This is a genomic window from Enterobacter sp. DSM 30060 (assembly GCF_013375955.1).
GTDB lineage: Bacteria > Pseudomonadota > Gammaproteobacteria > Enterobacterales > Enterobacteriaceae > Enterobacter > Enterobacter intestinihominis.
The window spans coordinates 2,569,775-2,595,704 of the sequence record NZ_CP056118.1 but is presented as its reverse complement, the minus strand read 5'-3'; the positions used below and the strand labels follow the sequence as shown (position 1 = coordinate 2,595,704).

Sequence of the window (25,930 nt, the reverse complement as noted above, 5' to 3'; positions counted from 1 at the left end):
TTCATAGCATTCATACGACGACTTGTCTGGATGAAGCATGCTATTTCAACGATCAATTTTATGTCTCGCAATCTGTGCAGCATTTCCTCTGCATGCCAGCGAGACTGAAAAAAAAGCTGTAGACACCTCATCCGAAACAGAATCGGCCATTGAATTTAATGACCAGTTCCTTATCGATAATGGTGGAGGTATCAATGTCGATCGTTATGCTTATGGCAACCCAGTTCTGCCAGGTACTTACCGTGTAAAAGTGAATTTGAATGGCAATTCAAAATCCACGGTCGAGATGACATTCATTGATAACAAAACGCCACGTGCCTCAGCATGTCTGACTAAACTCACGCTGACACAGGCAGGCGTTGATACCAGCATATTAGGCGATGATGTCAAAAACGACGAAACGTCTTGCGTAGATATCAAAAAATATTATCCCGGTGCTTCTGAAAATTTTGATAGTAGCAAGCAGGAAATGGATCTTAATTTCCCGCAAATCTACGTGCTTAAGCTTCCAGCAGGGTATGTCGATCCTTCATTATGGGATAATGGTGTTCCGGCCGGATTACTCTCATACGATCTTAATACCTGGCACAGCGAGTCAAACGGCACCAATTCAGATACCGCTTATGCGGGCTTGCATTATGGCCTGAACGTGGGGCCGTGGCGTTTACGTTCTCGCGGCAGTCTGAACTGGGACAGCGATAATGGCACACATTATTCCAGCCAGGATATCTACCTCCAGCGAGACATCACACCACTTAACGCACAGATGGTAATGGGTGATTCCTACACACGCGGTGATGTCTTTGACTCGGTGAGCCTGCGTGGTGCGCGTATGTATAACGATGACCGCATGCTCCCGGAAGGCACCTCTGGCTACGCGCCAGTAATTCGTGGTGTGGCAAACAGTAACGCCAAAGTTAGCGTAACGCAAAGCGGCAATAAAATTTATGAAACCACCGTTCCACCCGGTGCTTTCGAGATCAATGACCTCAGTACAACAGGCTATGGCAATGATTTGATTGTCACTGTAGAGGAAGCCGATGGAAGTAAACGGACGTTTACCGTTCCGTTCTCCTCAGTTACACAAATGCTCCGCCCAGGCTCCAGCCGCTGGGATGTGGGTTTAGGTGAGCTGAATGATGATTCATTGCACGATAAGCCAAACGTTGGCTACGCAACTTACGCGTATGGTCTGAATAATACCTTTACCGGTTACGTGGGTGCGCAATATACGGATATGGATTTCTACGCCGGCCTGCTTGGTCTGGCTATGAATACCCGTATTGGTGCATTCGCATTAGATGTTACCGGGTCCTATGCCGATATCGACGGGCTGGACACGCTTAAAGGGCAAAGTTATCGGCTGACCTACAGCAAAATGCTTGAAGCTACTAACACATCTCTTAACGTGGCAGCTTATCGCTTCTCTACAGAAGATTATCTCAGCCTTAACGATGCCGCCTCATTGCAGGACAGTATTCATCACGAGGAATATGGCAATCGATCTTATGACAGCAATGCCGAGCTTTATGCTGATTATCAGCGTACCAAAAACCAGATACAGGTCAGCCTGAACCAGCCATTGAATGTTAACGGTGATGAATACGGCTCACTCTATATTAGCGGTACCTGGCAGGATTACTGGAATGACTCCAGCTCCACTTCCGACTACAGCGTGGGTTACAACAATAGTTTTGCTTACGGTAGCTATAGCGTTTCTGTGCAACGCACGTACAACGAAACAGGGGAAAAGGATGACAGCGTTTATTTAAACGTCAGTATTCCATTCAGCATATTCAATAAAGATAGCGCGCAGTCAGGCGGATTCAATAACGTCAACATGAGCCTGCGCACTGATTTAAAAGGCGGTACCAGTTTTAACTCTACGGCAAGCGGCAACTCCAAAAACAGTGAAGTGAGCTATTCCGTTAGCGCCTCATCAAGCGGGGGCAACTACGGCAACCTGAACCAGGTCAGTGGCTATAGCTCATGGAACAGTCCTTACGGGCCGCTCGGTGTCTCAGCGTCCTTTGGCGATGACAATAGTAAACAGTATTCCGCGAGTTATAACGGCGGAATGGTTGTCCACTCGGGTGGCGTTGTATTTACATCCGGCAGTATCGGCGAAACGGATTCACTTGCGCTGGTAAAAGCAAGTGGCGCAACGGGTGCTCGGCTGGGTTACGGCCAAAGCCGCATTAACAGTTCCGGGTACGGGATTATGCCGTATATGTCAGCCTACAGAGAAAACCGAGTATCGCTCGATATCAGTACTCTCGAAGCAGACGTTGAAATCAAAAATACCAGCGCAGTTGCCGTACCTCGCAATGGCTCCGTTGTATTAGTGAATTTTGAAACGGATGAAGGTCGTTCGCTTGTTCTGGAATTACAACGTTCTGATAACGGCTTTATTCCGCTAGGTGCAGACGTTCTGAATGAGAAAAACGAATCTATCGGAACGGTAGGCCAGGCAGGACAAGCTTATGTACGCGGTGTGGAAGACAAAGGCGCTCTCCGGGTGGTATGGGGAAGCGATGGATCCAGCTCTTGCACGGTGCATTATCAGATTCCTGAAAATGCGAAGAAAGCAGGCTTAACCACGATTCTGAGTAATCAACAGTGCCAAATGTAATGATGTTAAAACAGGGAATCACACCCATGGGAAATAATATGAAGAAAAATCATTGCGGTTATTCATTAATCGCATTAGCAATGTTAGCGATGTCAGGTTCTGCTGCGGCAGCCGATCTCAATGTTAACTTCACTGCCAATATCCGCGAAACCACCTGCGATATGAAACTGGTCGGCGGTACGGGTTCAGATACGCAGCAAACGCTGACTATCGGTAATAACGGTCAGGTACGTTTAGATGATGTCAAAGCCGGAACGGCAAATGCCAATTTCAAAATTGTGCTCGTTGAATGCCCGGCGTCGCTGACCTCGTTAAAAACAACCGTAAAAGGAACCAAATCAGGTTATTTAGCTAGCGGCCTTGTTAACCAGATTGCAAAAACTAACGGTGGCGCTGATTACTCTGCGGCTGAAATCGCCAGAGCCGATGCACCAAATACTCCTTTTATCATTAACTCAACCCTGGATTCAGAGCGCCTGGTCTGGAGTCCGACAGAAATCCAGAATAAGGAAGTTGCTCTGGTGGCCACCTTACGTGAAACAAAAGAAAACAGCATGACCATTGGTGATTTTCAGGCCGTGGCGACCTTTGAATTTAGCTACGAGTGATTAGTGCAGGAAAACGGAGCAACATTATGAAATTCAATTCTACTTTTATCGCCCTGTCCGTTTCTGCTCTTCTGTTCTCGGGAATGGCAAGCGCAGCAATTACAGGCACCCCTAGTGTCGAATTAACGATTAAATCAAAAATTGTATCAGGCACATGTACCGCAAAAGTACTTAACGATGCAGGCACAGCCTCCACTGAAATTGCGTTCGGCGACGTATACAAATCCGATCTGGTGAACAAAACCCGTGTCGAGCCGCTCAAGATTAGTTTCACCAACTGTTCTGGAGTAACCAAGGCAACGGTGTCCGCTGCGAAAGGCGCTGGTGGTGAATGCAGTGGCGTCAACAAGACGGGTGATTCTTACTCTGGCGGCTTAGCAACGGGCTTTGAGATCTGGTCGGGTGTTGTCGATACTGGCGAGCTTATGAGCTGTAACACGCCTCCGGCTGCTAAGGATGTCACCATTACTGATGGTACCGGTGAATTCCCGATGAATTCCCGTATCGTTATCGGGCAAGGCCAAACCATTGCTGATGTAGGCGCGGGGGCGGTTACTGCGCCAGTCACGTTTACTATCGCTTATCCATAATACCAGGAACCAGTATGCAACAATCACCGTTTATTTTATACCAGCCCGGTCTTGTGTTGCTTATGGGCTTGGCTGGTGGCATCTTGCCTGGCGTAAGCCAGGCAAGCTCAGGATTAGACGTAAATATTACCGCTAACATTGTTAATAGCACCTGTAAGATGACCGTGGAAAATGACGGCGAAATTTATCTCCCCAATGCGATGCGCAGTTGGTTTTATAACCCGGATGGTAGCGATCGTTTTACTGCAACCGATGATGCAGGCGGTACGCCTTTTAAGATCCATGTAGATGATTGCTATGGAGACAGCGGTACGGCTAAAAAGCTGAGTTTTAGCTTTTCGCCGCAGTCGGGTTTCTGGCCAGGACAAAATCAGGTTTTCAAAAGTGATGATACCGCCGCAGGCGCGGCAAAAAATGTCGGCGTCGTCGTTTTCTCTGAAAAATATAAAAAGAATGTTTTAAACAACGACGGCACGTCAAAAATCACTTTTGACGTAAGCGGTCAGGATACTGCATTTTTAACGGATTATCAGTTCTATGCCCGATATCAAAATATTGGCGTAGTGGCTGGTGGTGTCGTTACCAGTAAAGTATTGGTTGACGTCACTTACGAATAATAATCAGAACAGGAAAAAGGATGAGAATGTTCAACTTTATAAGACAGGGTTTCAACGTGAAAGGCACAATGACGTTTGCCATGGCGAGCGCGTTATTTACCCTCAGCCACTCCTGCTGGGCAGGGGAGTGCCAAATGAATAATGGAAAAGGCGGCACAACCACGCTAATCAATTCTGACTACTCAGGTGGCACCGTACGTCTTCCCCCTCCGGGTAACTACGCCAGTACTCTTTTTAACGTTAACCTGACACCAGGCATTCAGGCCAAATGTGGTCCGGGGGACGATGGTTTTAACCTCGTGTCACAAACAAACCCGACCTTGCTAATGGGGAGTAGTTATGGCAGGGCTATGTTTGAAACAAATATTCCGGGGATTTATTATTCCGTAAGGGTGCACACCGCAGAAAGCACTGGAGGCATGGGTGGTTACTTCGCTATGAATACTACTGGCTGGACTACCGTTGCCTCCTCCGGAAAATCTGACCCGTGGGATGAAAAATGGATAAACACCTCAGTTCAAATTTATATTGATGAAGGTTACAGAGGCAACCCGAACAAAGAAACCTCAATCAGACCCAAACCCGGCACTCTGGGTAAAATGGCTATTGGTAATCCAGATGATAGTGACAACCAACCATGGACATTTATGGTCAACGAGGACTCATTCCAGATCCCGATCGTTCTTCCAACCTGCGACATGGCCATGCTATCGGATGGTACTAATAATGTTAACCTGGGAGAATATTATGTTTCAGACATTAAAAACAATCGGGTTAAGGATATCCCTTTTTCCATTAGCTTAAGCAATTGTACCGGTGTGGCAAATATCACAACCAAACTCACCACCTCAAAGCTAACCGGAAAAAACAATGATCTTCTTGGTAATACGCTTACGTCCGGAGCTGAGGGCGCAGGCGTGAAAATCATGTATAACGGAACCTCTCAACTTCTGCCGAACAATCCTGACTCATCCTATGTCATAACGGATTACCAAACCCCTGAATCCAAGCAAATTAATTATGTTGCTCAACTGGTAGCAAACGGAAACACAGTGAAACCGGGGTCGTTTAAAGCCACCGGCGTATTCACCCTTTCATACGACTAACCGCTATCCCTGCGGCTGATTACTGATCAGCCGCGACATCGTCTCCAGTGAATCCGTTCTTAAGATATACAAACGCTTCAACAGGAACGGATTATCCCCCGGCTTCACCTTCCCTTTCATCGTCGTCACTGCCAGATGAAAACCAGCGTCATTCGCTGCCTTTATCGCTTTATTGTCATAGCCGCCAAATGGATACGACACATACAATACGCGCGGGTTGAACTGAGCCAGTGCACGACGTGAGCGTTCAAAATCAAACAGGATCACGTGATAGCTACGGCTCAACAGGATGGGGTGTTTATAGCCATCCACGCGATGCAGGAAATGAGTGTGAGACTGAATGTCGAACACATCCTGGATGCCCTTGATTTCCTGAACGCTCATAAACTGTAGCGATTTTGGATCCCACTTCTGCGGATGGCCTTTGATTCGGGATGAAATTATAAACGCCGTCGCGTTGAAGCCATATTCTTTCAGCACCGGATACGCATAGCGGCTCACCGATTTCAGGCCATCATCAAAAGTGATCACCACCGCTTTCGCGGGCAGGTTCATCTTGTTACGTACGTACCCTTCAAGCTGGTACATCGTCAGCGTGGTATAGCCCTGATCGCGTAACCAGGCCATCTGATTATTAAACGCACGTACGCTGGTCGTCGTGGAGGTATGTCGAAAACGGGTGTTCTCTTCATCACGCAAAATATGATGGTAGGTCAGAACCGGTAGCCCGTTATCTTCCTGCGCATCCAGGCTGCTTACCCATGCCAGACGATTACCGATACGGATCTGGAACCAGGTCTGGTTCAGGCGGTCTTTCAGCTTATTCAGAATCGGATAGCGAAGATTAGCGCTTAAGGTGCCAAAGGGCGCGCTTCCGCTGCTGGGGGCGTTATAAACCGGCGTGTCTTTCCAGGTAATGAGGTTTTGATTACTGAGCGGCTTGTTCAAGTCACCCAGGCTATCCTCAACGCGTTGTTTGCCCTGAACTTTTTCAAGGTGGTCTTTATCAATAAACCCCGTACCGAATCCGAAACGAAATTCATAGTAATCCGCCGCGGCCGGAAAGACAGCGAGGATCTGCCCGGCGCGGACATTCCCCACATTCACAACGGCATTTCCCACCTGCGCCCAGATGGCCGCATCTTCGGTGGTTTGCATATACTGAGCAGGAAGGCCTTGCTGGCTGGTCAGGCTGGCAGACGCACCACCGGAAACCACGAGCAGAAGGATAAAGATAACGCGCTTGAGCATGGAATATAAATCGACACAGAAAATCAGCCGCCATTGTAACAAAAGCGGCATCAATACCAATGTTTAATGCTTATACAGATCGTGAAGCAGAACAAAAGGCGGGTTCTTCTGCTGCTGGTGCCACAAGCTGCTCACGCCCGGCGAGCCCTGCGCCACAATGGCGTGACGAAACTCAGCGCTGCTCAACGTTGCGCGCAGCGGATACATCGCTTCGAGTAAAGGCAGGCTGATACCGGAGATTACTTCACAGTTATCGTGCTTATGGCTCATTAGGGCAGCCGCACGGTATGGCGCCGCGCCGGATCTGTCAGTGAGAAAAATCACGCCATCGCCGGTGTCGGTTTCATGCAGCGCGTCACACATCATCCGGCTGAGCATATTGGTGCTCAGCCCTCGCCAGTAATTTACCGCACGACATTGCGCCAGGGGGCCAAATCGGGCCGCCAGCTTAAGCAGCATTTCCTGTGCCTCTTCATCGTGGCAGGTGATCACCAATCCTAGCATCTGTTCACTCCTTTGCTCAGATAAAAATTCAACTGATTATAGACTGCGTGAGTGTGATTATGTTCAATTTTAAAGATTAATTATTTTAACAATTATATTTAAGAACAATTAACTATAACTAGCAACTCGCAAATGAAAAAATCATAAAAGGATACATTACCAAAGGGGATAACATGCAAAGCTACGATTTAAAAATAATGGGTGGCCGAACTCAAATTGGATCAGGATGGGGTAATAACGAGCATAAACTCGTCGCGCTTGATAAAATAACTCTAGCTCCAGTCATTGTTGACTGGAGCTACGAGGATACTCCTGAAAAAATTTTTACTGGTAGTCGATTTACCGATACGGAGCCAACAAAACGGCTTTTAGTCAACTCTGATATATACGTGCGTGGCAGCCTGGTTAATATAAGCAATATAGGTGGAGCAGGTGCTTCCTTCGCCGCTATTCAGGATAATGGTATGGTCGTCGCATGGGGATTGCCGGGAGAAGCGGATACTACCCCAACCAGTGATCGTAACCATGATGTTCAAGTTGTCTGTGGCTCAGAAGAAACCTCAGTAGGTATTAATAAACTTAATCAGATTTTTGTATGGGGACGAACCTCTGATGAGCCTATCCCCGAAGATATTGCAGCCCTTAACGATATAAGTTTTGTGAAAACTTTTAAAAAATGGGGTGAATATGAGTATAGTGCTTTCCTGGCCATAAGAAAAAACAAACAAATTGTGCAATGGAACGATGTTGGGTTCCCTTGGACAATGCCTGAACATATTGCAGAAATGAAAGATTTTATTGCCATAGAATCCACCGATGGTGCATTCGCTGCGATAAGAGAAAATGGCCATGTCGTTGCATGGGGAGATCCAAAATCTGGTGGCAGACTACCGGAACATTTAAATGATATATCTGATGCCACAAAGATATTCGGCAATCACGATACCTTTCTTGTTCTGCACCAAAGTGGAAAGATCTCCACATGGAGTGAAGCTGAATATAACAGCATAGCGCCAGAATACATTACCACTCTCAGCGACATCAAAAATATTTACCCCTTTTATGGTGGTTTTATTGCATTGCGGGAAAATAACATGCTGGTCTCATGGGGTGAGTATGCTGAACCTATCCCAGCCGAAATAGCCTCGCGCTCAGATATAATCGATGTTCAGGTTGGAAGAAACCAGGCTGCCGCAGTACTTCTTCCGGGAGGCAAAGTCTTCTCATGGGGTGAATTGTCGAACCCTTATTTTATACAGCAACCAGAAAATCTATCAGAGGTAATATATATTTGCGCAGGAGCAGACTGTATAGCCGCACTCAAAAGAGATGGCAGCGTAGTTGCCTGGGGCCATCCCGATCAGGGCGGTGATACTTCTCCTGTTGCGGATGAGCTATATAATATTAGAGCAATCTATAGTTCTACTTATGGATTCTGCGCCCTTCGCAATGACGGAAAGGTAATCGTTTGGGGTGAATATGGGGGGATATGCGCAATGTTCCTCCAGAACTTCAGAACAACATTACTTATGCATGGGAGTGAGTAATATGTCCCGGTGACGCGCACGTCGCCGGGACATACTATTAGCTACGCAGCCCGCGTCCGCGCTGGATCAGATACCAGCACAGCAGATAGAACGCCACGATAAACACCACCAGCACCACAACGGTGGTGAACAGCGGGACATCGGCAATGCCGAGGAAGCCAAAGCGGAAGCCGCTGATCATGTAGACAATCGGGTTCAGGTGCGACAGCGCCTGCCAGAACGGCGGCAACAGCGTCAGGGAGTAAAACACCCCGCCCAGATAGGTCAGCGGCGTCAGCACGAAGGTCGGGATCAGGCTGATGTCATCAAACGTTTTAGCAAACACCGCGTTCAGCAGCCCGGCGAGGGAGAACAAGATCGCCGTCAGCAATAATGTGAGCGCCACGAACAGCCACGAATGCACCTGGAACGGGACGAAGAACAACGAAATCGCCGTCACCAGAATCCCCACGCACAGCCCGCGCGCTACGCCGCCGCCCACGTAACCGGCGATGATCACATGCGTTGGCACCGGGGCCACCAGCAGCTCTTCAATGTTGCGCTGGAACTTGGCGCTAAAGAACGACGACGCCACGTTCGCGTAAGCGTTGGTGATCACCGCCATCATGATCAGGCCCGGCACGATAAACTGCATATAGGTAAAACCGTGCATCTCACCAATGCGGGAGCCAATCAGGTTACCGAAAATGATGAAGTAGAGCGTCATGGTGATCACCGGCGGCACCAGGGTTTGCACCCAGATACGCATAAAGCGGTTAATCTCTTTTGCCCAGATGCTTTTCAGCGCGACCCAGTAAAGATGCGTCATGCCTTGTCTCCTTGTTTGTCGTGCACCAGAGAGACAAACAGCTCTTCCAGTCGGTTTGCTTTGTTACGCATGCTTAATACCTGAATGCCCTGCGCACTCAACTGTGAGAACACGCTGTTGATACCCTGCTCGCGCAGCACTTCTACCTCCAGCGTCGAGGTATCGACCAGGCGATAGTTGTAGCCCTCCAGTTTCGGCAGCGCGCTTTTCGCCGCCAGATCGAGGATAAATGTCTCTGATTTGAGCTTGGAGAGCAGATTCTTCATCGAGGTGTTTTCCACCAGCTCACCGTGCTGAATAATGCCGATATTGCGGCACAGCATTTCCGCCTCTTCCAGGTAGTGCGTGGTCAGAATGATGGTGGTGCCTTTATCGTTCAGATCTTTCAGGAAACCCCACATGGAACGACGCAGTTCAATATCCACGCCAGCAGTCGGCTCATCAAGGATAAGCAGCTTTGGCTCGTGCATCAGCGCGCGGGCAATCATCAGGCGGCGCTTCATCCCCCGGACAACATCCGCGCGCGTTCGTTACGCTTCTCCCACAGGTCGAGCTGTTTCAGATACTTTTCGCTGCGCTCAAGCGCCTCTTTGCGCTCAACGCCATAGTAACCCGCCTGGTTAACAACAATCTGCTGTACCGTCTCAAACGGGTTGAAGTTGAACTCCTGCGGCACCAGCCCCAGCTGACGCTTGGCGTTGACCACATCTTTTTGCAGATCGTAGCCAAACACGCTGACGCGGCCGGAGGTTTTGTTGACCAGCGAGCTGATGATCCCGATGGTGGTGGATTTCCCCGCCCCGTTCGGCCCCAGAAGCGCGTAGAAATCTCCCGCTTCGACTTTAAGATCTATCCCGCGCAGCGCCTGAACGCCCCCCGGGTAGGTTTTTTTGAGCTGTTCAAGCTCCAGTGCAATCGCCATGAATTCAACTTACCTTAAGTTCTGACACACGTTGTGTGGTTTCATTAAAAGTCGGGTTACCCTATAGTAGCGCAACGCAATCACTTGGTTACAGGTCGCTAACCTCCATGAACGACATAGATACACTCATCAGCAACAATGCACTATGGTCAAAAATGCTGGTGGAGGAAGACCCCGGATTTTTTGGAAAACTCGCGCAAGCGCAGAACCCGCGCTTTCTCTGGATTGGATGTTCTGACAGCCGTGTCCCCGCCGAACGTCTGACGGGTCTTGAACCTGGCGAACTGTTTGTTCACCGCAATGTGGCTAACCTGGTTATTCATACCGATCTCAACTGCCTTTCGGTTGTGCAGTACGCCGTTGACGTTCTTGAGGTTGAGCACATCATTATTTGTGGCCACTACGGCTGCGGCGGCGTGCAGGCGGCGGTCGAAAACACAGAGCTGGGGTTAATCGATAACTGGCTGCTGCACATTCGTGATATCTGGTTCAAACATAGCTCACTGCTGGGCGAAATGCCGCAGGAGCGCCGTCTCGACACCCTGTGTGAGCTGAACGTAATGGAGCAGGTCTATAACCTGGGCCACTCGACGATTATGCAGTCTGCCTGGAAACGCGGGCAGAAGGTCTCCATCCACGGCTGGGCGTACGGTATTCACGACGGTCTGCTGCGCAATCTGGAAGTGACCGCCACCAACCGCGAAACGCTGGAACAGCGTTACCGCTCGGGAATTGCCAACCTCAAGCTTAAGCATGTGAACCATAAATAACAAAGCCGGGGGTTTTCACCCTCTCCCTGTGGGAGAGGGCTGGGGTGAGGGCATCAGCCCGCAATTATTCGTCCAGAATCACTACTTTCCCAACATACGGCAGATGGCGATAACGCTGCGCGTAATCAATGCCGTAACCCACCACGAATTCGTCCGGGATGGAGAAACCAACGAACTCCACCGGCACCTGCACTTCACGGCGCTCAGGCTTATCCAGCAGGGTACAAATCGCCAGTGATTTTGGTTCACGCAGGCTCAGGATCTCACGCACTTTAGAGAGCGTGTTGCCGGAGTCGATGATGTCCTCAACAATCAACACATCTTTGCCACGAATATCTTCATCCAAATCTTTCAGGATTTTCACATCACGGGTTGTGGACATGCCGCTGCCGTAACTGGAGGCGGTCATAAAATCGACCTCGTGCGGCACCTGCACTTCACGGCACAGGTCTGCCATGAACATGAAAGAACCACGCAACAGACCGACCAGCACCATTTCGCTGCCGCTGTCCTTGTAATGTTCGGTGATTTGACGACCCAGTTCGGCGATACGCGCTTTGATCTCGGCTTCCGGGATCATCACTTCAACAGTATGTTTCATATTACTAACCAAATGATTTTAGTGAAAATCTCTCAATGCGGATGACTCTCGCTCCGGCATCGATACGCAAGCCAGCCATTATACCAGTAAATGGATTGCCCTGGCGTATGAGTTATAAAAAGCAATATTTGTGATTCCGATCACAGTTGTTAATACCTATAATTAATTGCTAGCAAATAATTAACAAAACTGACGAGTACTTTTCTATGGCTGAAACAAAAACTAAACAGCCGCGTCTACTGGTGACATTAACAGCCGCGTTTGCCGCATTCTGCGCGCTGTATTTGTTAATCGGTGGCGTATGGCTGGTCGCGATTGGCGGCTCCTGGTACTACCCGATTGCGGGTCTGGTTATGGTTGGCGTAACCGTCCTGCTTTTACGCAGAAAACAATCTGCTCTGTGGCTGTACGCAGCGTTACTGCTCGCAACCATGATCTGGGGCGTCTGGGAGGTCGGGTTCGACTTCTGGGCGTTGACGCCGCGCAGCGACATTCTGGTCTTCTTCGGTATCTGGCTGATCCTGCCGTTTGTCTGGCGTCGTCTGATCGTCCCTTCCAGTGGTGCTGTAGCCGGTCTGGTCGTTGCCCTGCTGATTAGTGGCGGCATCCTGACCTGGGCCGGATTCAACGACCCGCAGGAGATCCACGGTACGCTGAACACTGAATCCACACCGGCTGCGGCTATTTCGCAGGTGGCTGACGGCGACTGGCCAGCCTATGGTCGTAATCAGGAAGGTCAACGTTACTCCCCGCTGAAGCAGATCAACGCGGACAACGTGAAAAACCTGAAGGAAGCCTGGGTATTCCGTACCGGCGACCTGAAAATGCCAAACGATCCGGGTGAGCTGACCAACGAAGTGACCCCGATTAAAGTGGGCAACATGCTCTACCTGTGTACGGCGCACCAGCGTCTGTTCGCGCTCGACGCGGCCACCGGTAAAGAGAAATGGCACTTTGATCCACAGCTGAACTCCAACCCGTCGTTCCAGCACATCACCTGCCGCGGCGTCTCTTACCACGAAGCGCGCGCTGATAATGCCAGCCCGGAAGTCATTGCCGACTGTCCTCGCCGCATTATGCTGCCGGTGAACGATGGCCGCCTGTTTGCCATCAACGCTGAGACCGGTAAGCTGTGCGAAACCTTCGCTAACAAAGGCATTCTGAATCTTCAGACCAACATGCCGGACACTACGCCGGGTCTGTATGAGCCGACCTCCCCGCCAATCATTACCGATAAAACCATCGTGATTGCCGGTTCGGTAACGGATAACTTCTCTACCCGCGAAACCTCCGGCGTTATCCGTGGTTTCGACGTGAACACCGGTAAACTGCTGTGGGCCTTCGACCCGGGCGCGAAAGATCCCAACGCGATCCCATCGGATGAACACACCTTTACCTTTAACTCACCGAACTCCTGGGCACCGGCAGCGTATGACGCGAAGCTGGACCTGGTTTACCTGCCGATGGGCGTGACCACGCCGGATATCTGGGGTGGTAACCGTACGCCGGAGCAGGAACGTTACGCCAGCTCCATCGTGGCGCTGAACGCAACGACCGGTAAACTGGCATGGAGCTACCAGACCGTTCACCACGATCTGTGGGATATGGATATGCCGTCCCAGCCGACGCTGGCGGACATTACCGTTAACGGTAAAACCGTTCCGGTGATTTACGCCCCGGCCAAAACCGGCAACATCTTCGTGCTGGATCGCAGCAACGGTAAGCTGGTTGTTCCTGCGCCGGAAAAACCGGTTCCGCAGGGTGCGGCCAAAGGCGACTACGTTACCAAAACACAGCCGTTCTCTGATCTGAGTTTCCGTCCGGAGAAAGACCTCAGCGGTGCAGACATGTGGGGTGCCACGATGTTTGACCAGCTGGTATGCCGCGTGATGTTCCACCAGCTGCGCTATGAAGGCATTTTCACGCCGCCGTCAGAGCAGGGCACGCTGGTCTTCCCGGGTAACCTGGGGATGTTCGAGTGGGGTGGGATCTCCGTTGACCCTAACCGTCAGGTCGCCATCGCTAACCCAATGGCGCTGCCGTTCGTTTCCCGTCTGATCCCACGCGGTCCGGGTAACCCAATGGAGCAGCCGAAAGATGCGAAAGGCAGCGGTACCGAAGCCGGTATCCAGCCGCAGTATGGCGTTCCTTATGGTGTGACCCTGAATCCGTTCCTTTCTCCGTTAGGTCTGCCGTGTAAACAGCCTGCCTGGGGTTACATCTCCGGTCTGGATCTGAAGACCAACAAGATCGTCTGGAAGAAACGTATTGGTACGCCACAGGACAGCATGCCGTTCCCGATGCCTGTTCCAGTGCCGTTCAATATGGGTATGCCAATGCTGGGTGGCCCAATCTCCACCGCCGGTAACGTGCTGTTCATCGCGGCAACCGCAGATAACTACCTGCGCGCGTACAACATGACCAACGGTGAAAAACTGTGGCAAGGCCGTCTGCCAGCCGGTGGACAGGCTACGCCGATGACCTATGAAGTGAATGGCAAGCAGTACGTTGTCATCTCCGCAGGTGGTCACGGTTCGTTTGGCACGAAGATGGGCGACTATATTGTCGCGTATGCACTGCCTGACGACGCTAAGTAATGAAAAAGCCCGGTGGCGCTAACGCATACCGGGCTTTCGGGTGTCCTATGTAGGCCGGGTAAGGCGAAGCCGCCACCCGGCTTTTTTTATACGGTAAAGCCCAGCATCATCCCCGTATCTTCATGCTCCAGCAGATGGCAGTGGGCCATATAGGCAAACTCTTTCGGCGCTTCGTGATCGAACTTCACCAGCACCTCGCTGACACCGCCTTCCACCCTCACCGTATCTTTCCAGCCCCGGCGATGCGCGTCCGGCGCTTTACCGTTCTCAGAGAGAATACGGAACTGCGTGCCGTGGATATGGAACGGGTGCAGCATCATGTCGCCTTCGCCTGAAATTACCCAGCGTTCAAACTGCCCTTTCGTGGCGGCGAACATGGGCGTGTTCATATCGAACGCTTTGCCGTTGATGCGGTTGGCGTTGTGGAAATCGAAACCATGGCCGCCGTGATCCATGCCGCCCATTTTACCGTGGTCCATATTCATATGGCCCATCATCTGGCCGTGGTGCATTCCCGCCATGGCCTGATTGCCGTACTTCTTCATCAGCGCCTGCATGCCCATCATGTCGAGCATCGGGTCCATGGAGAGCTGAAGTTTACGCTGCGTAAGCCCGTCCAGCGACGGGAGTGTGGGTAGCGTGGTGAGGGCGTCCGGCAGCGTACCGGAAGCGGCGATCTGTAGCGGCTGAATGCGCAGGACCGGATGGGGTTTATCAAACGGCGCAACGGCCATCCCCATCTGGCTGACCGGCAGAGTCACCAGGTCAAACGCTTTGCCATCGCTGATATCCACCAGCACCTCGAAGCGCTCGCCCATCAGCATCGGCAGCTCGCTCACCTTCACCGGTTCCGGCAGCAGGCCGCCGTCGCTTGCCACCACATACAGCGGGCGTTTATCGCTGGTGGCGAAGTTCAGCGAGCGGGCGTTACAGCCATTTAGCAGGCGTAAACGCAGCCAGCCTTTTGGCGCGGCATGCTGCGGGTAGATTGCGCCGTTGGTCAGGAGTGTATCGCCAAACCAGCCTACCGCCGCGCTCATGACGTCCAGCTGATAGTCAATTTGCCCGTCAGCGCTGAATTTTTTGTCCTGCACAATCACCGGGACATCGTCGATACCCCACTGTTTTGGCAGGCGCAGCAGGCGGCTTTCATCGTCTTCAATCAGCACCAGGCCGGCCAGCCCCATCGCCACCTGATGGCCCGTTTTGCCATGCTGATGCGGGTGGAACCAGCAGGTCGCCGCGCGTTGTTCCGGGGTAAAGGTTACGCTGCGTTTACCACCAGGCCTGATGATGCCCTGAGGCCCCCCATCCACTTCGCCCGGGACTTCCAGCCCGTGCCAGTGCAGCGTGGTCTCTTCCGCAAGCGTGTTATGAATGTCTACCGTCACCGCCTTCCCTTTGCGTAACTGCAACGCCGGGCCGAGCAGATTGCCGTTATAGCCCCACGTCGTAGCGTCGTGCTGACCGAACGTGGTTTTACCGGCCTGCACCACAAGCTGAATGCGGCTGCGGGCATCTGCGGCGAGTAATTCAGGAATGGGTAAAGCCGGTCTGTCGGCGGCAAAAACGGCGCGGCTCCAGAGAGGTAACGCGCTGGCAACCCCCAGCGCGGCAGAAAATTTTAAAAAATCACGACGTTGCATGTGCATTTCCTTATTTCCAGCAGGCGATCTTTTGAGCATAAACCCTCCCCTTACCGGAAGGTCAAGCACGGCGGCAATAATAAAGATCGTCGGCCTGGCATCAAGTATGCTAACGTTAATTTTCCGTGATGCAGTGGTAAAGGCAATGAAGACGTTTTTCAGAACAATTTTGTTCGCCAGCCTGATGGCGATGTGTGCGAACAGTTACGCGCTAAGTGAAAACGAAGCGGAAGATATGGCCGATCTGACGGCAGTTTTTGTTTTTCTGAAAAACGATTGTGGTTACCAGAATTTACCCAATGGGCAAATTCGTCGCGCACTGGTCTTTTTTGCCCAGCAGAACCAATGGGACCTCAGCAACTACGACAGCTTCGACATGAAGGCGCTCGGTGAAGACAGCTACCGTGATTTAAGCGGTATTGGCATTCCCACTGCTAAAAAATGCAAAGCGCTGGCTCGCGATTCACTCAGCCTGCTCGCCTACGTGAAGTAACCTTCCCGACGCCCCTTGTTGACCCGCTAACCGCTTCACGGCGGTGTTGTGTTGCGCCCATCTGCCGGATGTAATGGATGCTAACGAAGGAGGTGCTCCCCGTGACCGAAAAAACGGTATGGCAAGAAACGCTGCATGACCAGTTTGGTCAGTATTTTGCCGTGGATAACGTGCTCTATCATGAGAAAACCGATCATCAGGATCTGATAATCTTCGAAAACGCCGCCTTCGGCCGCGTGATGGCGCTGGACGGCGTGGTGCAAACCACCGAGCGCGACGAGTTTATCTATCACGAAATGATGACCCACGTCCCGCTGCTGGCCCACGGCCACGCGAAGGACGTGCTGATTATCGGCGGCGGCGACGGCGCGATGCTGCGTGAAGTCTCGCGTCATCAGAATGTCGAAACCATCACCATGGTGGAAATCGACGCCGGTGTGGTGTCGTTCTGCCGCCAGTATCTGCCCAACCACAATGCCGGCAGCTATGACGATCCGCGGTTTAATCTGGTTATCGACGATGGCGTCAATTTTGTTAACCAGACCACGCAAACGTTTGATGTCATTATCTCTGACTGTACCGACCCTATCGGCCCCGGCGCGTCGCTGTTTACCTCGTCGTTTTACGAAGGCTGCAAGCGCTGCCTGAAGCCTGGCGGGATTTTTGTGGCGCAAAACGGCGTTTGCTTCCTGCAACAGGATGAAGCGCTTGATAGCCACCGTAAGCTGAGCACCTATTTTGCTGACGTCAGCTTCTACCAGGCGGCGATCCCCACTTACTACGGCGGGATCATGACCTTTGCCTGGGCGACGGATAACGACGTCCTGCGCCATCTCTCCACCGAAATTATCCAGGCCCGCTTCCACCAGGCCGGACTCAAATGCCGATACTACAACCCGGCGATCCACACCGCAGCCTTTGCGTTGCCTCAATATCTGCAAGACGCGCTGTCCTCAAAGGAGGTGAACTAATTGAAAAAGCTTAAACTGCATGGCTTTAACAATCTGACCAAAAGCCTGAGTTTTTGTATTTACGATATCTGCTACGCCAAAACAGCAGAAGAGCGCGATGGTTATATCGCCTATATCGATGAACTCTACAACGCCAACCGTCTGACCGAGATCCTGACAGAGACCTGCTCGATTATCGGCGCCAACATCCTGAATATCGCGCGCCAGGATTACGAGCCGCAGGGAGCAAGCGTCACCATTCTGGTCAGTGAAGAGCCGGTTGACCCGCAGCTTATCGACAAAACCGAGCACCCCGGCCCACTGCCAGAAGTGGTTGTCGCCCACCTGGATAAAAGCCATATCTGCGTGCACACCTACCCGGAAAGCCACCCGGAAGGCGGACTGTGTACCTTCCGCGCGGATATCGAGGTGTCGACCTGCGGCGTGATTTCACCGCTGAATGCGTTGAATTATTTAATCCACCAGCTGGAATCCGATATCGTCACTATTGATTATCGCGTACGCGGTTTTACCCGTGATATCAACGGCATGAAGCACTTCATCGATCATGAGATCAACTCCATTCAGAACTTCATGTCCGACGACATGAAGTCGCTATACGACATGATGGATGTGAACGTCTATCAGGAGAATATCTTCCACACCAAAATGTTACTTAAGGAATTCGACCTTAAGCACTACATGTTCCACACGAAACCGGAAGATTTAAGTGAAGAAGAGCGTAAGGTCATTACCGACCTGCTCTGGAAAGAGATGCGCGAAATTTACTACGGCCGTAACATTCCGACCGTGTAATCGTGAACCGAAGCAGGGACGCTTCGGGGAGTTACTTCTGTTTCATAAAGTCGCGGTAGGCGTTCACCACTTTCAGGAAATCTTCCACACCGCACAGCGACAGGCTCTCTTCGTCGTAGTAGCTCATCCCCTCTTCCATCTCATCACCCGAGAACTCAAGCTGGTTGGCACGCACCATCACCTCTTCGCCATCCATCCACAGGGTGTATTCGTGTCCGGCGCGTTGCCAGGAGCGTTCACTGCCTTTCACCGTTTCCGCTGCCTGTTCGACTTCATCCAGCAGCGCGAGGTTCTCTTTCACCTCTTCGTTAAACCAGTGTCCAACGGCTTCGTGCCCCATCGACATTCGCACTTTCACCACGCCGGTGATGTCGCGCAAAAATTCGTAATCCATAGCGTTTTCCTCTGCAAAGCCATTAGGGTAATTATCGCAGCAGAGAGGAAGAAAAAAAGCGGGAGAGGTGGGAGGAATGAAAATAAAAAAAATACCCCTCACCCTGGCCCTCTCCCAAAGGGAGAGGGAATAAAATCCCCCCTCGCCCCTTTGGGGAGAGGGGTTAGGGGTGAGGGGTTGGTTTTTATACTGCCGTCTGGAAGATCACCCCGTCAGCCTTCTCGGTGTACTGAGAGAGCTGGTCGAAGTTCAGATAGCGATAGGTATCCACCGCCGTCTTATCTACCTGAGCCACAAAGGTCTGGTACTCTTCCGGCGTTGGCAGTTTGCCAATCAGCGCCGCAACCGCTGCCAGCTCCGCAGAAGCCAGGTAGACGTTCGCCCCGGTACCCAAACGGTTCGGGAAGTTACGGGTGGAGGTGGAGACCACCGTCGCACCGTCGGCCACGCGCGCCTGGTTGCCCATGCACAGGGAGCAGCCCGGAATTTCAATACGCGCCCCGCTCTTACCGAACACGCTGTAGTAGCCCTCTTCGGTCAGCTGCGCCGCATCCATACGGGTTGGCGGCGCCACCCACAGACGGGTCGGCAGCTGGCCTTTGTGAGTATCCAGCAGCTTACCGGCAGCACGGAAGTGGCCGATGTTGGTCATACAGGAGCCGATGAACACTTCGTCGATCTTATCGCCCTGTACGTCAGAGAGCAGACGCGCATCGTCCGGATCGTTTGGCGCACACAGGATTGGCTCTTTGATATCCGCCAGATCGATGTCGATCACCGCCGCGTACTCTGCGTCAGCGTCAGCTTCCAGCAGCTGCGGATCCGCCAGCCATTTTTCCATGCCCTGAATACGACGCTCCAGCGTACGGCGGTCGCCGTAGCCTTCCGCAATCATCCACTTGAGCAGCACGATGTTGGAGGTCAGATACTCAATAATCGGCTCTTTGTTCAGCTTGATGGTACAGCCCGCCGCAGAACGCTCGGCAGAGGCATCGGTCAGCTCGAACGCCTGCTCAACTTTCAGATCCGGCAGACCTTCAATTTCCAGAATGCGGCCAGAGAAGATGTTTTTCTTGCCCTTCTTCTCAACGGTCAGCAGACCCTGTTTGATGGCATACAGCGGGATTGCGTGCACCAGATCGCGCAGAGTGATGCCCGGCTGCATTTTGCCTTTGAAGCGCACCAGCACGGATTCAGGCATGTCGAGAGGCATCACGCCGGTCGCTGCGGCAAACGCCACCAGACCGGAGCCCGCAGGGAAGGAGATACCAATCGGGAAACGGGTATGGGAGTCACCGCCGGTACCCACGGTATCCGGCAGCAGCATGCGGTTCAGCCAGGAGTGGATAACGCCGTCGCCCGGACGCAGGGAGACACCGCCACGGTTCATAATGAAGTCAGGCAGCGTGTGGTGCGTAGTGACGTCAACCGGCTTCGGATATGCCGCAGTGTGGCAGAAGGACTGCATGACCAGGTCAGATGAGAAGCCCAGGCACGCAAGGTCTTTCAGTTCATCACGGGTCATTGGACCGGTGGTGTCCTGAGAGCCCACGGAGGTCATTTTCGGCTCGCAGTACGCGCCAGGACGGATACCAGCGACGCCGCAGGCGCGACCGACCATTTTCTGTGCCAGTGAGAAGCCGCGATTGCTTTCCGCCACGTCTTTCGCCTGACGGAACACGTCACTGTGCGGCAGACCCAGCGCTTCACGCGCTTTGGTGGTCAGGCCACGGCCAATGATCAGCGGAATACGACCACCGGCACGCACTTCGTCGATCAGCACGTCGGTTTTCAGCTCGAAGCTTGCCAACAGTTCGTTGGTTTCGTGGTTGCGCACTTCGCCTTTATACGGGTAAACGTCAATCACGTCGCCCATGTTCAGGTTGCTCACGTCCACTTCAATTGGCAGAGCGCCCGCATCTTCCATGGTGTTGAAGAAGATTGGCGCAATTTTGCCGCCGAGGCACAGGCCGCCGCCGCGCTTGTTCGGCACGTGCGGAATGTCGTCGCCCATGAACCACAGCACGGAGTTGGTGGCGGATTTACGGGAAGAACCGGTACCAACCACATCACCGACGTAGGCCAGCGGGAAACCTTTCTCCTGAAGCGCCTCGATCTGTTTAATCGGGCCAACGCTACCCGGCTGATCCGGCTCGATGCCTTCGCGGGCGTTTTTCAGCATCGCCAGGGCGTGCAGAGGGATATCAGGACGAGACCACGCGTCCGGAGCCGGAGAGAGGTCATCGGTGTTGGTTTCACCGGTAACTTTAAAGACGGTCACGGTAATTTTTTCAGCAAGCGCAGGGCGGTTCAGGAACCATTCGGCATCGGCCCAGGACTGCATCACCTGCTTCGCGTAAACGTTGCCTGCTTTGGCTTTTTCTTCTACATCGTAGAAGTTATCGAACATCAGCAGCGTTGAAGAGAGCGCTTTGGCAGCAATCGGTGCCAGCTTTTCGTTGTCCAGCGCGTCAATCAGCGGATGAATGTTATAGCCGCCCTGCATGGTGCCGAGCAGTTCAATGGCTTTTTCAGGAGTAACCAGTGGGGAGGTGGCTTCGCCTTTGGCGATAGCAGCAAGGAATCCGGCTTTTACGTAGGCAGCTTCATCTACGCCAGGCGGTACGCGGTTGATCAGCAGATCTAACAGGAATTCTTCTTCGCCCTCAGGCGGGTTCTTCAGCAGCTCGACGAGCGCGGCCATTTGGGTTGCATCTAAAGGTTTGGGTACAATTCCCTCGGCGGCACGTTCTGCTACGTGCTTACGGTATTCTTCTAGCACGACGGTTCTCCTCGCTCTCATTGTCATATGCGGCGGGCGTTCTCTTCACGCTCCTGTGAGACAGCAGTTTGTAGGGTAAATGCCCGATACCGCGTCGGGCAGCATAGCAGGATTTCTGCACAGTGTTAATCTGTTTACAAAAAAGCAACATTAAATTATTTGCTGAATCGTTAAGCATGGTGTAGCGGGGAGACGAGGCGAATCTTGTCCTCTTTCCCGTCGCCTTTTCAGCTATCCGATATAATTGTGTAATAAATACTCACACTCTTTATCCGGACGCTCCGGTTGGTTTCCCAACAATAGTCAAAACTGTAAAACACGAGTGAATGATACTCGCGGCAACAGCAACGCCTCACGGCACTGCACTCGTCTCGTTGGAGTCAATCTATGAAGTTGCCTTTTAAGCCACATCTTCTTGTTCTGCTTTGCAGTGCGGGGCTGTTTGCCGCCTCGGGTGTCATGTACGTTAAAAGTCGCGCAACGGAACCTGCTACGCCTGCTCCGGTTACACAACAACCTGGCGCACCGGTAGCCCAGCCTGCGCCCGTCGCTGCCCCGGTCTACACTGCGGCGCAAATCGACCAATGGGTTGCCCCTGTCGCGCTTTACCCGGATGCCCTGCTGTCGCAAATCTTGATGGCGTCGACTTACCCGTCAAATGTTATTCAGGCCGCGCAGTGGTCGAAAGACAATCCTAAAATGCAGGGTGATGCCGCCCTGCAGGCGGTAGCCACCCAGCCGTGGGATCCCAGCGTAAAATCCCTGGTTGCGTTTCCTCAGCTGATGTCGTTGATGGGCGAAAATCCGCCATGGGTACAAAATCTGGGAGACGCTTTCCTTGCACAGCCGAAAGATGTGATGGATTCCGTACAGCGGCTGCGCCTGCTGGCCCAACAAACGGGTGCGCTGCAATCCACACCGCAGCAGACGGTCACCACCGTCACGAAACCTGCATCGACAAAAACCACGACAACCGCAACGCCTACCAGCCCAACGGTGATCAAGATTGAATCCGCCGATCCGCAGGTGGTGTATGTTCCCACGTATAATCCGAATACGGTTTATGGTAGCTGGCCTAACACCGCTTACCCGCCGGTCTATCTTCCGCCCTCACCCGGCGAGCAATTCACGGACAGTCTGGTTAAAGGATTAGGTTTTAGCCTCGGGGTCGCTACAACCTACGCCATTTTCAGCAATATTGACTGGGATGACGACGACTGGGATCACCATCATCACGATGATGACTGGGACAACCACGGCGGTTATAACCGCAACGGTGATAACAACATCAATATCAACGTGGATAATTTCAACAGAATCAGCGGGCAGCACCTGAACGGTAATAACCACACCTGGCAGCACAATCCTGCCTATCGTGAAGGCGTGCCTTACCCGAATAACCAGCTGGCTAACCGCTTCCACTCTACACATACAGCCACCGGGCTAAGCGCGACGCAGCAAAATCCAGTCAATCGCGACAGCCAGCGCCAGGCCGCTCTCAGCCAGATGGAAAAATCAACGGGTAAAACCCTCCCACACTCAGTACATACAGCCACGCGGGACGCACAACGTCTGGCCTCAACGCAACAGTTGAAGCAGATCTCGCAGCGAAATAACTATCGTGGATATGACACCAGGCCACAGGCCGTAAAACGGACGAGCACGCCGCAGCGTGAACATCATCAGACTGACATGCACAGACAGGAGAAGCGGGTTTCACAGACGGTACAGCAGCCAGCCAGGCTGCATCGGGCCAATGCCCTGAGCGGCAACGACAGCCGCTCCGCGAACTGGCAAGCCCAGCAGCAGCGCGGGGCGCAAAGCCGGCAGCTCGCTACTCGTCAACATCAGCCGCGCCAGCTCACTGGCGAACGCGCTGAACGCCATGAATTCCGTCATCGTTAAGGGAGCCGACATGAAACGTCAATTACTCAGTGGAATGGTGTTGTTCATGGTCTCGGCGGCCGTTATGGCACAGCAATCGTTCAGTTCGCCAGAACAGGCGACCAGTGCGCTGGCAAGCGCCATCAGCGAGCAAAACGAAAGTGCGATGAACAATTTGCTCGGTGAAAACTGGCGCGATTTCCTGCCGCCCGAAGGCGTTGATCCTGATGCGGTCGATCGCTTCCTGCGCGACTGGAACGTTCATCATAAAACCGTCATCAGTGGCAACGTGGCGCACCTGGTGGTGGGCGATAACGGCTGGCAGCTACCGATCCCGGTGGTCAAAACGGCATCTGGCTGGCAGTTTGATATGCAGGAAGCCGCAGAAGAGATCCTGACCCGCGAAATCGGGCGCAACGAACTCGCAGCCATCGAAGCGCTTCACGCCTATGTTGATGCCCAGCAGAGCTATTTTGCGATGAACCAAAAGTACGCGCAGAAGATAGTCAGTTCTGAAGGTAAAAAGGATGGACTGTACTGGCCCGTCGCTCCCGGTGAAACGCCCAGCCCACTGGGTCCGGCGTTCAGTCCTCCACAGTCGGGGGCGGGTTACCATGGTTACCGATTCCGCATCCTGCCGGATAAAAATGGCTTTGCCATGGTCGCCTGGCCGGTGAACTACGGTCAGACGGGGGTAATGAGCTTTGTAATTAACCAGGATGACGCGGTTTATCAGGCAGATCTCGGCAACGATTCGGCGCAGAAAGCGCAGACTCTTAGTGAATACCAGCCGGATAAGACCTGGCAGCCTGTCACACCCTGAACGCAGCGCATAAAAAAAGCGGCCTGAGGCCGCTTTTTTCATCTGAAGAAACTTATTTCTTCTTCGCTTTCGCGTTTGGCAGGTCAGTAATGCTACCTTCAAACACTTCTGCCGCCAGGCCCACGGACTCATGCAGAGTCGGGTGTGCGTGGATGGTCAGCGCGATGTCTTCTGCGTCGCAGCCCATTTCGATAGCCAGACCGATTTCACCCAGCAGCTCGCCGCCGTTGGTACCAACAATCGCACCACCGATGACGCGGTGAGTCTCTTTGTCGAAGATCAGTTTGGTCATACCGTCTGCGCAGTCGGACGCGATAGCACGGCCAGAAGCAGCCCACGGGAAGGTGGCAGTTTCGTAGCTGATGCCTTTCTCTTTCGCTTCTTTCTCAGTCAGACCAACCCATGCAACTTCTGGCTCGGTATACGCGATAGATGGGATCACTTTCGGATCGAAGTAATGCTTCATGCCGGCGATAACTTCAGCGGCAACATGACCTTCGTGAACACCTTTGTGCGCCAGCATTGGCTGACCGACGATATCGCCGATAGCAAAGATGTGCGGCACGTTGGTACGCAGCTGTTTGTCAACGCGGATGAAGCCACGGTCGTCCACTTCCACGCCAGCTTTGCCCGCGTCGAGGTTTTTACCGTTCGGCACACGGCCAATAGCCACCAGCACGGCGTCGTAACGCTGTGGTTCGGATGGGGCTTTTTTGCCTTCCATGGAAACGTAAATACCGTCTTCTTTCGCTTCAACGGCAGTCACTTTGGTTTCCAGCATCAGGTTGAATTTCTTGCTGATGCGTTTGGTGAAGACTTTAACGATATCTTTGTCGGCTGCCGGGATTACCTGGTCGAACATTTCAACCACGTCGATCTCTGAACCCAGCGCATGGTACACAGTACCCATTTCCAGACCGATGATACCGCCGCCCATAACCAGCAGACGCTTAGGAACGGTTTTCAGCTCCAGCGCATCGGTGGAATCCCACACGCGTGGATCTTCATGTGGAATGAATGGCAGTTCGATTGGGCGAGAGCCTGCCGCGATGATCGCGTTGTCGAAGTTGATCACGGTTTTGCCGTTTTCGCCTTCCACTTCCAGGGTGTTCGCACCGGTGAATTTACCCAGACCGTTTACCACTTTCACTTTACGGCCTTTGGCCATACCCGCCAGACCGCCGGTCAGCTGAGTGATAACTTTCTCTTTCCAGGTACGAATTTTGTCGATATCGGTTTTCGGCTCGCCGAAGACGATACCGTGTTCAGCCAGCGCTTTGGCTTCTTCGATAACTTTCGCTACGTGCAGCAGCGCTTTAGAAGGGATACAGCCGACGTTCAGACAAACACCGCCGAGGGTGCTGTAACGTTCTACGATGACGGTTTCCAGACCTAAATCCGCGGCGCGAAATGCTGCGGAGTAACCTGCCGGGCCTGCCCCAAGTACTACGACCTGAGTTTTGATTTCTGTGCTCATCATGACCTCTTAATGTATACCCGTCGTCCACCGGGTCGTTCTATCCGCCCGTATTTTACAAAATTGTTAACAATTTTGAAACAACAAACGGCTCACGAATTATCGCTTTCAC

At 52.5% G+C, this 25,930-nt stretch carries 21 protein-coding genes and 1 pseudogene; 13 read left to right on the top strand and 9 right to left on the bottom strand.

Annotated features, from left to right (window positions below; genetic code table 11):
• Positions 1–37 precede the first annotated feature (37 nt).
• The 5 genes from HWQ15_RS12325 to HWQ15_RS12305 are packed head-to-tail and all read left to right on the top strand — an operon-like array spanning position 38 to position 5,553.
• A complete protein-coding gene (locus tag HWQ15_RS12325; RefSeq protein WP_022647081.1) occupies positions 38–2,632 on the top strand; it encodes an outer membrane usher protein in 2,595 nt (864 codons plus the stop codon).
• Positions 2,633–2,670: 38 nt separating this feature from the next.
• Complete coding sequence (locus HWQ15_RS12320) at positions 2,671–3,240, top strand: fimbrial protein (RefSeq protein ID WP_032625598.1); 570 nt, start codon at positions 2,671–2,673, stop codon at positions 3,238–3,240.
• Positions 3,241–3,266: 26 nt separating this feature from the next.
• The gene (locus HWQ15_RS12315; RefSeq protein WP_023299346.1) at positions 3,267–3,830 is read left to right on the top strand and encodes a hypothetical protein; all 564 of its coding nucleotides are present in this window, start codon (positions 3,267–3,269) and stop codon (positions 3,828–3,830) included.
• A gap of 14 nt (positions 3,831–3,844) precedes the next feature.
• Entirely contained in the window at positions 3,845–4,447 is a 603-nt protein-coding gene (locus tag HWQ15_RS12310) for a fimbrial-like protein (RefSeq protein ID WP_038415358.1), read from the top strand.
• Positions 4,448–4,467: 20 nt separating this feature from the next.
• Positions 4,468–5,553: a fimbrial protein gene (locus tag HWQ15_RS12305; RefSeq protein ID WP_050581694.1), complete on the top strand. Its 1,086-nt coding sequence runs from the start codon at positions 4,468–4,470 to the stop codon at positions 5,551–5,553.
• A 3-nt stretch (positions 5,554–5,556) separates the two neighbouring features.
• Here the strand turns inward: HWQ15_RS12305 and HWQ15_RS12300 are convergent, their stop codons facing one another.
• Positions 5,557–6,804, bottom strand: coding sequence for a polysaccharide deacetylase family protein (locus HWQ15_RS12300; RefSeq protein ID WP_032670914.1), 1,248 nt, complete (start codon positions 6,802–6,804; stop codon positions 5,557–5,559).
• Between the two features lie 63 nt (positions 6,805–6,867).
• A complete protein-coding gene (locus tag HWQ15_RS12295) occupies positions 6,868–7,308 on the bottom strand; it encodes a PTS sugar transporter subunit IIA (protein ID WP_063148780.1) in 441 nt (146 codons plus the stop codon).
• 173 nt (positions 7,309–7,481) lie between these two features.
• On the opposite strand from HWQ15_RS12295, the gene HWQ15_RS12290 reads away from it, so the two are divergent.
• Positions 7,482–8,855 carry a hypothetical protein gene (locus tag HWQ15_RS12290; RefSeq protein ID WP_176587392.1) on the top strand — a complete coding sequence of 458 codons (1,374 nt, stop codon included), beginning with the start codon at positions 7,482–7,484 and terminating at the stop codon, positions 8,853–8,855.
• Between the two features lie 37 nt (positions 8,856–8,892).
• On the opposite strand, the gene HWQ15_RS12285 is transcribed toward HWQ15_RS12290, so the two are convergent.
• Together HWQ15_RS12285 and HWQ15_RS12280 are read right to left on the bottom strand one after the other, a co-directional pair.
• Positions 8,893–9,663, bottom strand: coding sequence for an ABC transporter permease (locus tag HWQ15_RS12285; protein ID WP_022647074.1), 771 nt, complete (start codon positions 9,661–9,663; stop codon positions 8,893–8,895).
• Positions 9,660–10,585 (bottom strand): annotated as a pseudogene (locus HWQ15_RS12280) (ABC transporter ATP-binding protein). The gene HWQ15_RS12285 and the pseudogene HWQ15_RS12280 overlap by 4 nt, the downstream one beginning before the upstream one ends.
• Positions 10,586–10,692: 107 nt before the next feature.
• Between HWQ15_RS12280 and can the strand changes: the two are divergent.
• Entirely contained in the window at positions 10,693–11,355 is a 663-nt protein-coding gene (can, locus tag HWQ15_RS12275; RefSeq protein WP_003856301.1) for a carbonate dehydratase, read from the top strand.
• A 64-nt stretch (positions 11,356–11,419) separates the two neighbouring features.
• On the opposite strand, the gene hpt is transcribed toward can, so the two are convergent.
• A complete protein-coding gene (gene hpt / locus HWQ15_RS12270; RefSeq protein WP_003856303.1) occupies positions 11,420–11,956 on the bottom strand; it encodes a hypoxanthine phosphoribosyltransferase in 537 nt (178 codons plus the stop codon).
• Positions 11,957–12,162: 206 nt separating this feature from the next.
• Here hpt and HWQ15_RS12265 point away from each other — a divergent pair, with 206 nt between their 5' ends.
• Positions 12,163–14,553 (top strand): glucose/quinate/shikimate family membrane-bound PQQ-dependent dehydrogenase, encoded by a 2,391-nt coding sequence (locus tag HWQ15_RS12265; RefSeq protein WP_063148778.1) that lies wholly within the window; start codon positions 12,163–12,165, stop codon positions 14,551–14,553.
• A gap of 86 nt (positions 14,554–14,639) precedes the next feature.
• Here HWQ15_RS12265 and cueO read toward each other — a convergent pair whose 3' ends face one another.
• Positions 14,640–16,199, bottom strand: a complete 1,560-nt coding sequence (cueO, locus tag HWQ15_RS12260; RefSeq protein ID WP_063148777.1) for a multicopper oxidase CueO — start codon at positions 16,197–16,199, stop codon at positions 14,640–14,642.
• 145 nt (positions 16,200–16,344) lie between these two features.
• On the opposite strand from cueO, the gene HWQ15_RS12255 reads away from it, so the two are divergent.
• The 3 genes from HWQ15_RS12255 (at position 16,345) to speD (ending at position 18,458) form a co-directional block, all read left to right on the top strand.
• The gene (locus HWQ15_RS12255) at positions 16,345–16,692 is read left to right on the top strand and encodes a YacC family pilotin-like protein (protein WP_003856306.1); all 348 of its coding nucleotides are present in this window, start codon (positions 16,345–16,347) and stop codon (positions 16,690–16,692) included.
• A 101-nt stretch (positions 16,693–16,793) separates the two neighbouring features.
• Positions 16,794–17,663: a polyamine aminopropyltransferase gene (speE, locus tag HWQ15_RS12250; RefSeq protein ID WP_022647071.1), complete on the top strand. Its 870-nt coding sequence runs from the start codon at positions 16,794–16,796 to the stop codon at positions 17,661–17,663.
• Positions 17,664–18,458 (top strand): adenosylmethionine decarboxylase, encoded by a 795-nt coding sequence (speD, locus tag HWQ15_RS12245; RefSeq protein WP_022647070.1) that lies wholly within the window; start codon positions 17,664–17,666, stop codon positions 18,456–18,458. It begins immediately after the preceding gene.
• 31 nt (positions 18,459–18,489) lie between these two features.
• Here speD and yacL read toward each other — a convergent pair whose 3' ends face one another.
• A complete protein-coding gene (yacL, locus tag HWQ15_RS12240) occupies positions 18,490–18,852 on the bottom strand; it encodes a protein YacL (protein ID WP_022647069.1) in 363 nt (120 codons plus the stop codon).
• Between the two features lie 184 nt (positions 18,853–19,036).
• Entirely contained in the window at positions 19,037–21,634 is a 2,598-nt protein-coding gene (gene acnB, locus HWQ15_RS12235; RefSeq protein WP_022647068.1) for a bifunctional aconitate hydratase 2/2-methylisocitrate dehydratase, read from the bottom strand.
• 387 nt (positions 21,635–22,021) lie between these two features.
• On the opposite strand from acnB, the gene HWQ15_RS12230 reads away from it, so the two are divergent.
• Complete coding sequence (locus HWQ15_RS12230) at positions 22,022–23,539, top strand: DUF3300 domain-containing protein (protein WP_048966470.1); 1,518 nt, start codon at positions 22,022–22,024, stop codon at positions 23,537–23,539.
• A 10-nt stretch (positions 23,540–23,549) separates the two neighbouring features.
• Positions 23,550–24,341, top strand: coding sequence for a DUF2950 family protein (locus HWQ15_RS12225; RefSeq protein WP_048966472.1), 792 nt, complete (start codon positions 23,550–23,552; stop codon positions 24,339–24,341).
• Between the two features lie 52 nt (positions 24,342–24,393).
• On the opposite strand, the gene lpdA is transcribed toward HWQ15_RS12225, so the two are convergent.
• Positions 24,394–25,818 (bottom strand): dihydrolipoyl dehydrogenase, encoded by a 1,425-nt coding sequence (gene lpdA, locus HWQ15_RS12220; RefSeq protein WP_003856313.1) that lies wholly within the window; start codon positions 25,816–25,818, stop codon positions 24,394–24,396.
• Positions 25,819–25,930 lie beyond the last annotated feature (112 nt).

Coding starts and splice junctions, on each gene's coding strand:
- HWQ15_RS12325 (WP_022647081.1), top strand. CDS start 38: ATGCTATTTCAACGATCAATTTTATGTCTCGCAATCTGTGCAGCATTT.
- HWQ15_RS12320 (WP_032625598.1), top strand. CDS start 2,671: ATGAAGAAAAATCATTGCGGTTATTCATTAATCGCATTAGCAATGTTA.
- HWQ15_RS12315 (WP_023299346.1), top strand. CDS start 3,267: ATGAAATTCAATTCTACTTTTATCGCCCTGTCCGTTTCTGCTCTTCTG.
- HWQ15_RS12310 (WP_038415358.1), top strand. CDS start 3,845: ATGCAACAATCACCGTTTATTTTATACCAGCCCGGTCTTGTGTTGCTT.
- HWQ15_RS12305 (WP_050581694.1), top strand. CDS start 4,468: ATGAGAATGTTCAACTTTATAAGACAGGGTTTCAACGTGAAAGGCACA.
- HWQ15_RS12300 (WP_032670914.1), bottom strand. CDS start 6,804: ATGCTCAAGCGCGTTATCTTTATCCTTCTGCTCGTGGTTTCCGGTGGT.
- HWQ15_RS12295 (WP_063148780.1), bottom strand. CDS start 7,308: ATGCTAGGATTGGTGATCACCTGCCACGATGAAGAGGCACAGGAAATG.
- HWQ15_RS12290 (WP_176587392.1), top strand. CDS start 7,482: ATGCAAAGCTACGATTTAAAAATAATGGGTGGCCGAACTCAAATTGGA.
- HWQ15_RS12285 (WP_022647074.1), bottom strand. CDS start 9,663: ATGACGCATCTTTACTGGGTCGCGCTGAAAAGCATCTGGGCAAAAGAG.
- can (WP_003856301.1), top strand. CDS start 10,693: ATGAACGACATAGATACACTCATCAGCAACAATGCACTATGGTCAAAA.
- hpt (WP_003856303.1), bottom strand. CDS start 11,956: ATGAAACATACTGTTGAAGTGATGATCCCGGAAGCCGAGATCAAAGCG.
- HWQ15_RS12265 (WP_063148778.1), top strand. CDS start 12,163: ATGGCTGAAACAAAAACTAAACAGCCGCGTCTACTGGTGACATTAACA.
- cueO (WP_063148777.1), bottom strand. CDS start 16,199: ATGCAACGTCGTGATTTTTTAAAATTTTCTGCCGCGCTGGGGGTTGCC.
- HWQ15_RS12255 (WP_003856306.1), top strand. CDS start 16,345: ATGAAGACGTTTTTCAGAACAATTTTGTTCGCCAGCCTGATGGCGATG.
- yacL (WP_022647069.1), bottom strand. CDS start 18,852: ATGGATTACGAATTTTTGCGCGACATCACCGGCGTGGTGAAAGTGCGA.
- HWQ15_RS12230 (WP_048966470.1), top strand. CDS start 22,022: ATGAAGTTGCCTTTTAAGCCACATCTTCTTGTTCTGCTTTGCAGTGCG.
- HWQ15_RS12225 (WP_048966472.1), top strand. CDS start 23,550: ATGAAACGTCAATTACTCAGTGGAATGGTGTTGTTCATGGTCTCGGCG.
- lpdA (WP_003856313.1), bottom strand. CDS start 25,818: ATGAGCACAGAAATCAAAACTCAGGTCGTAGTACTTGGGGCAGGCCCG.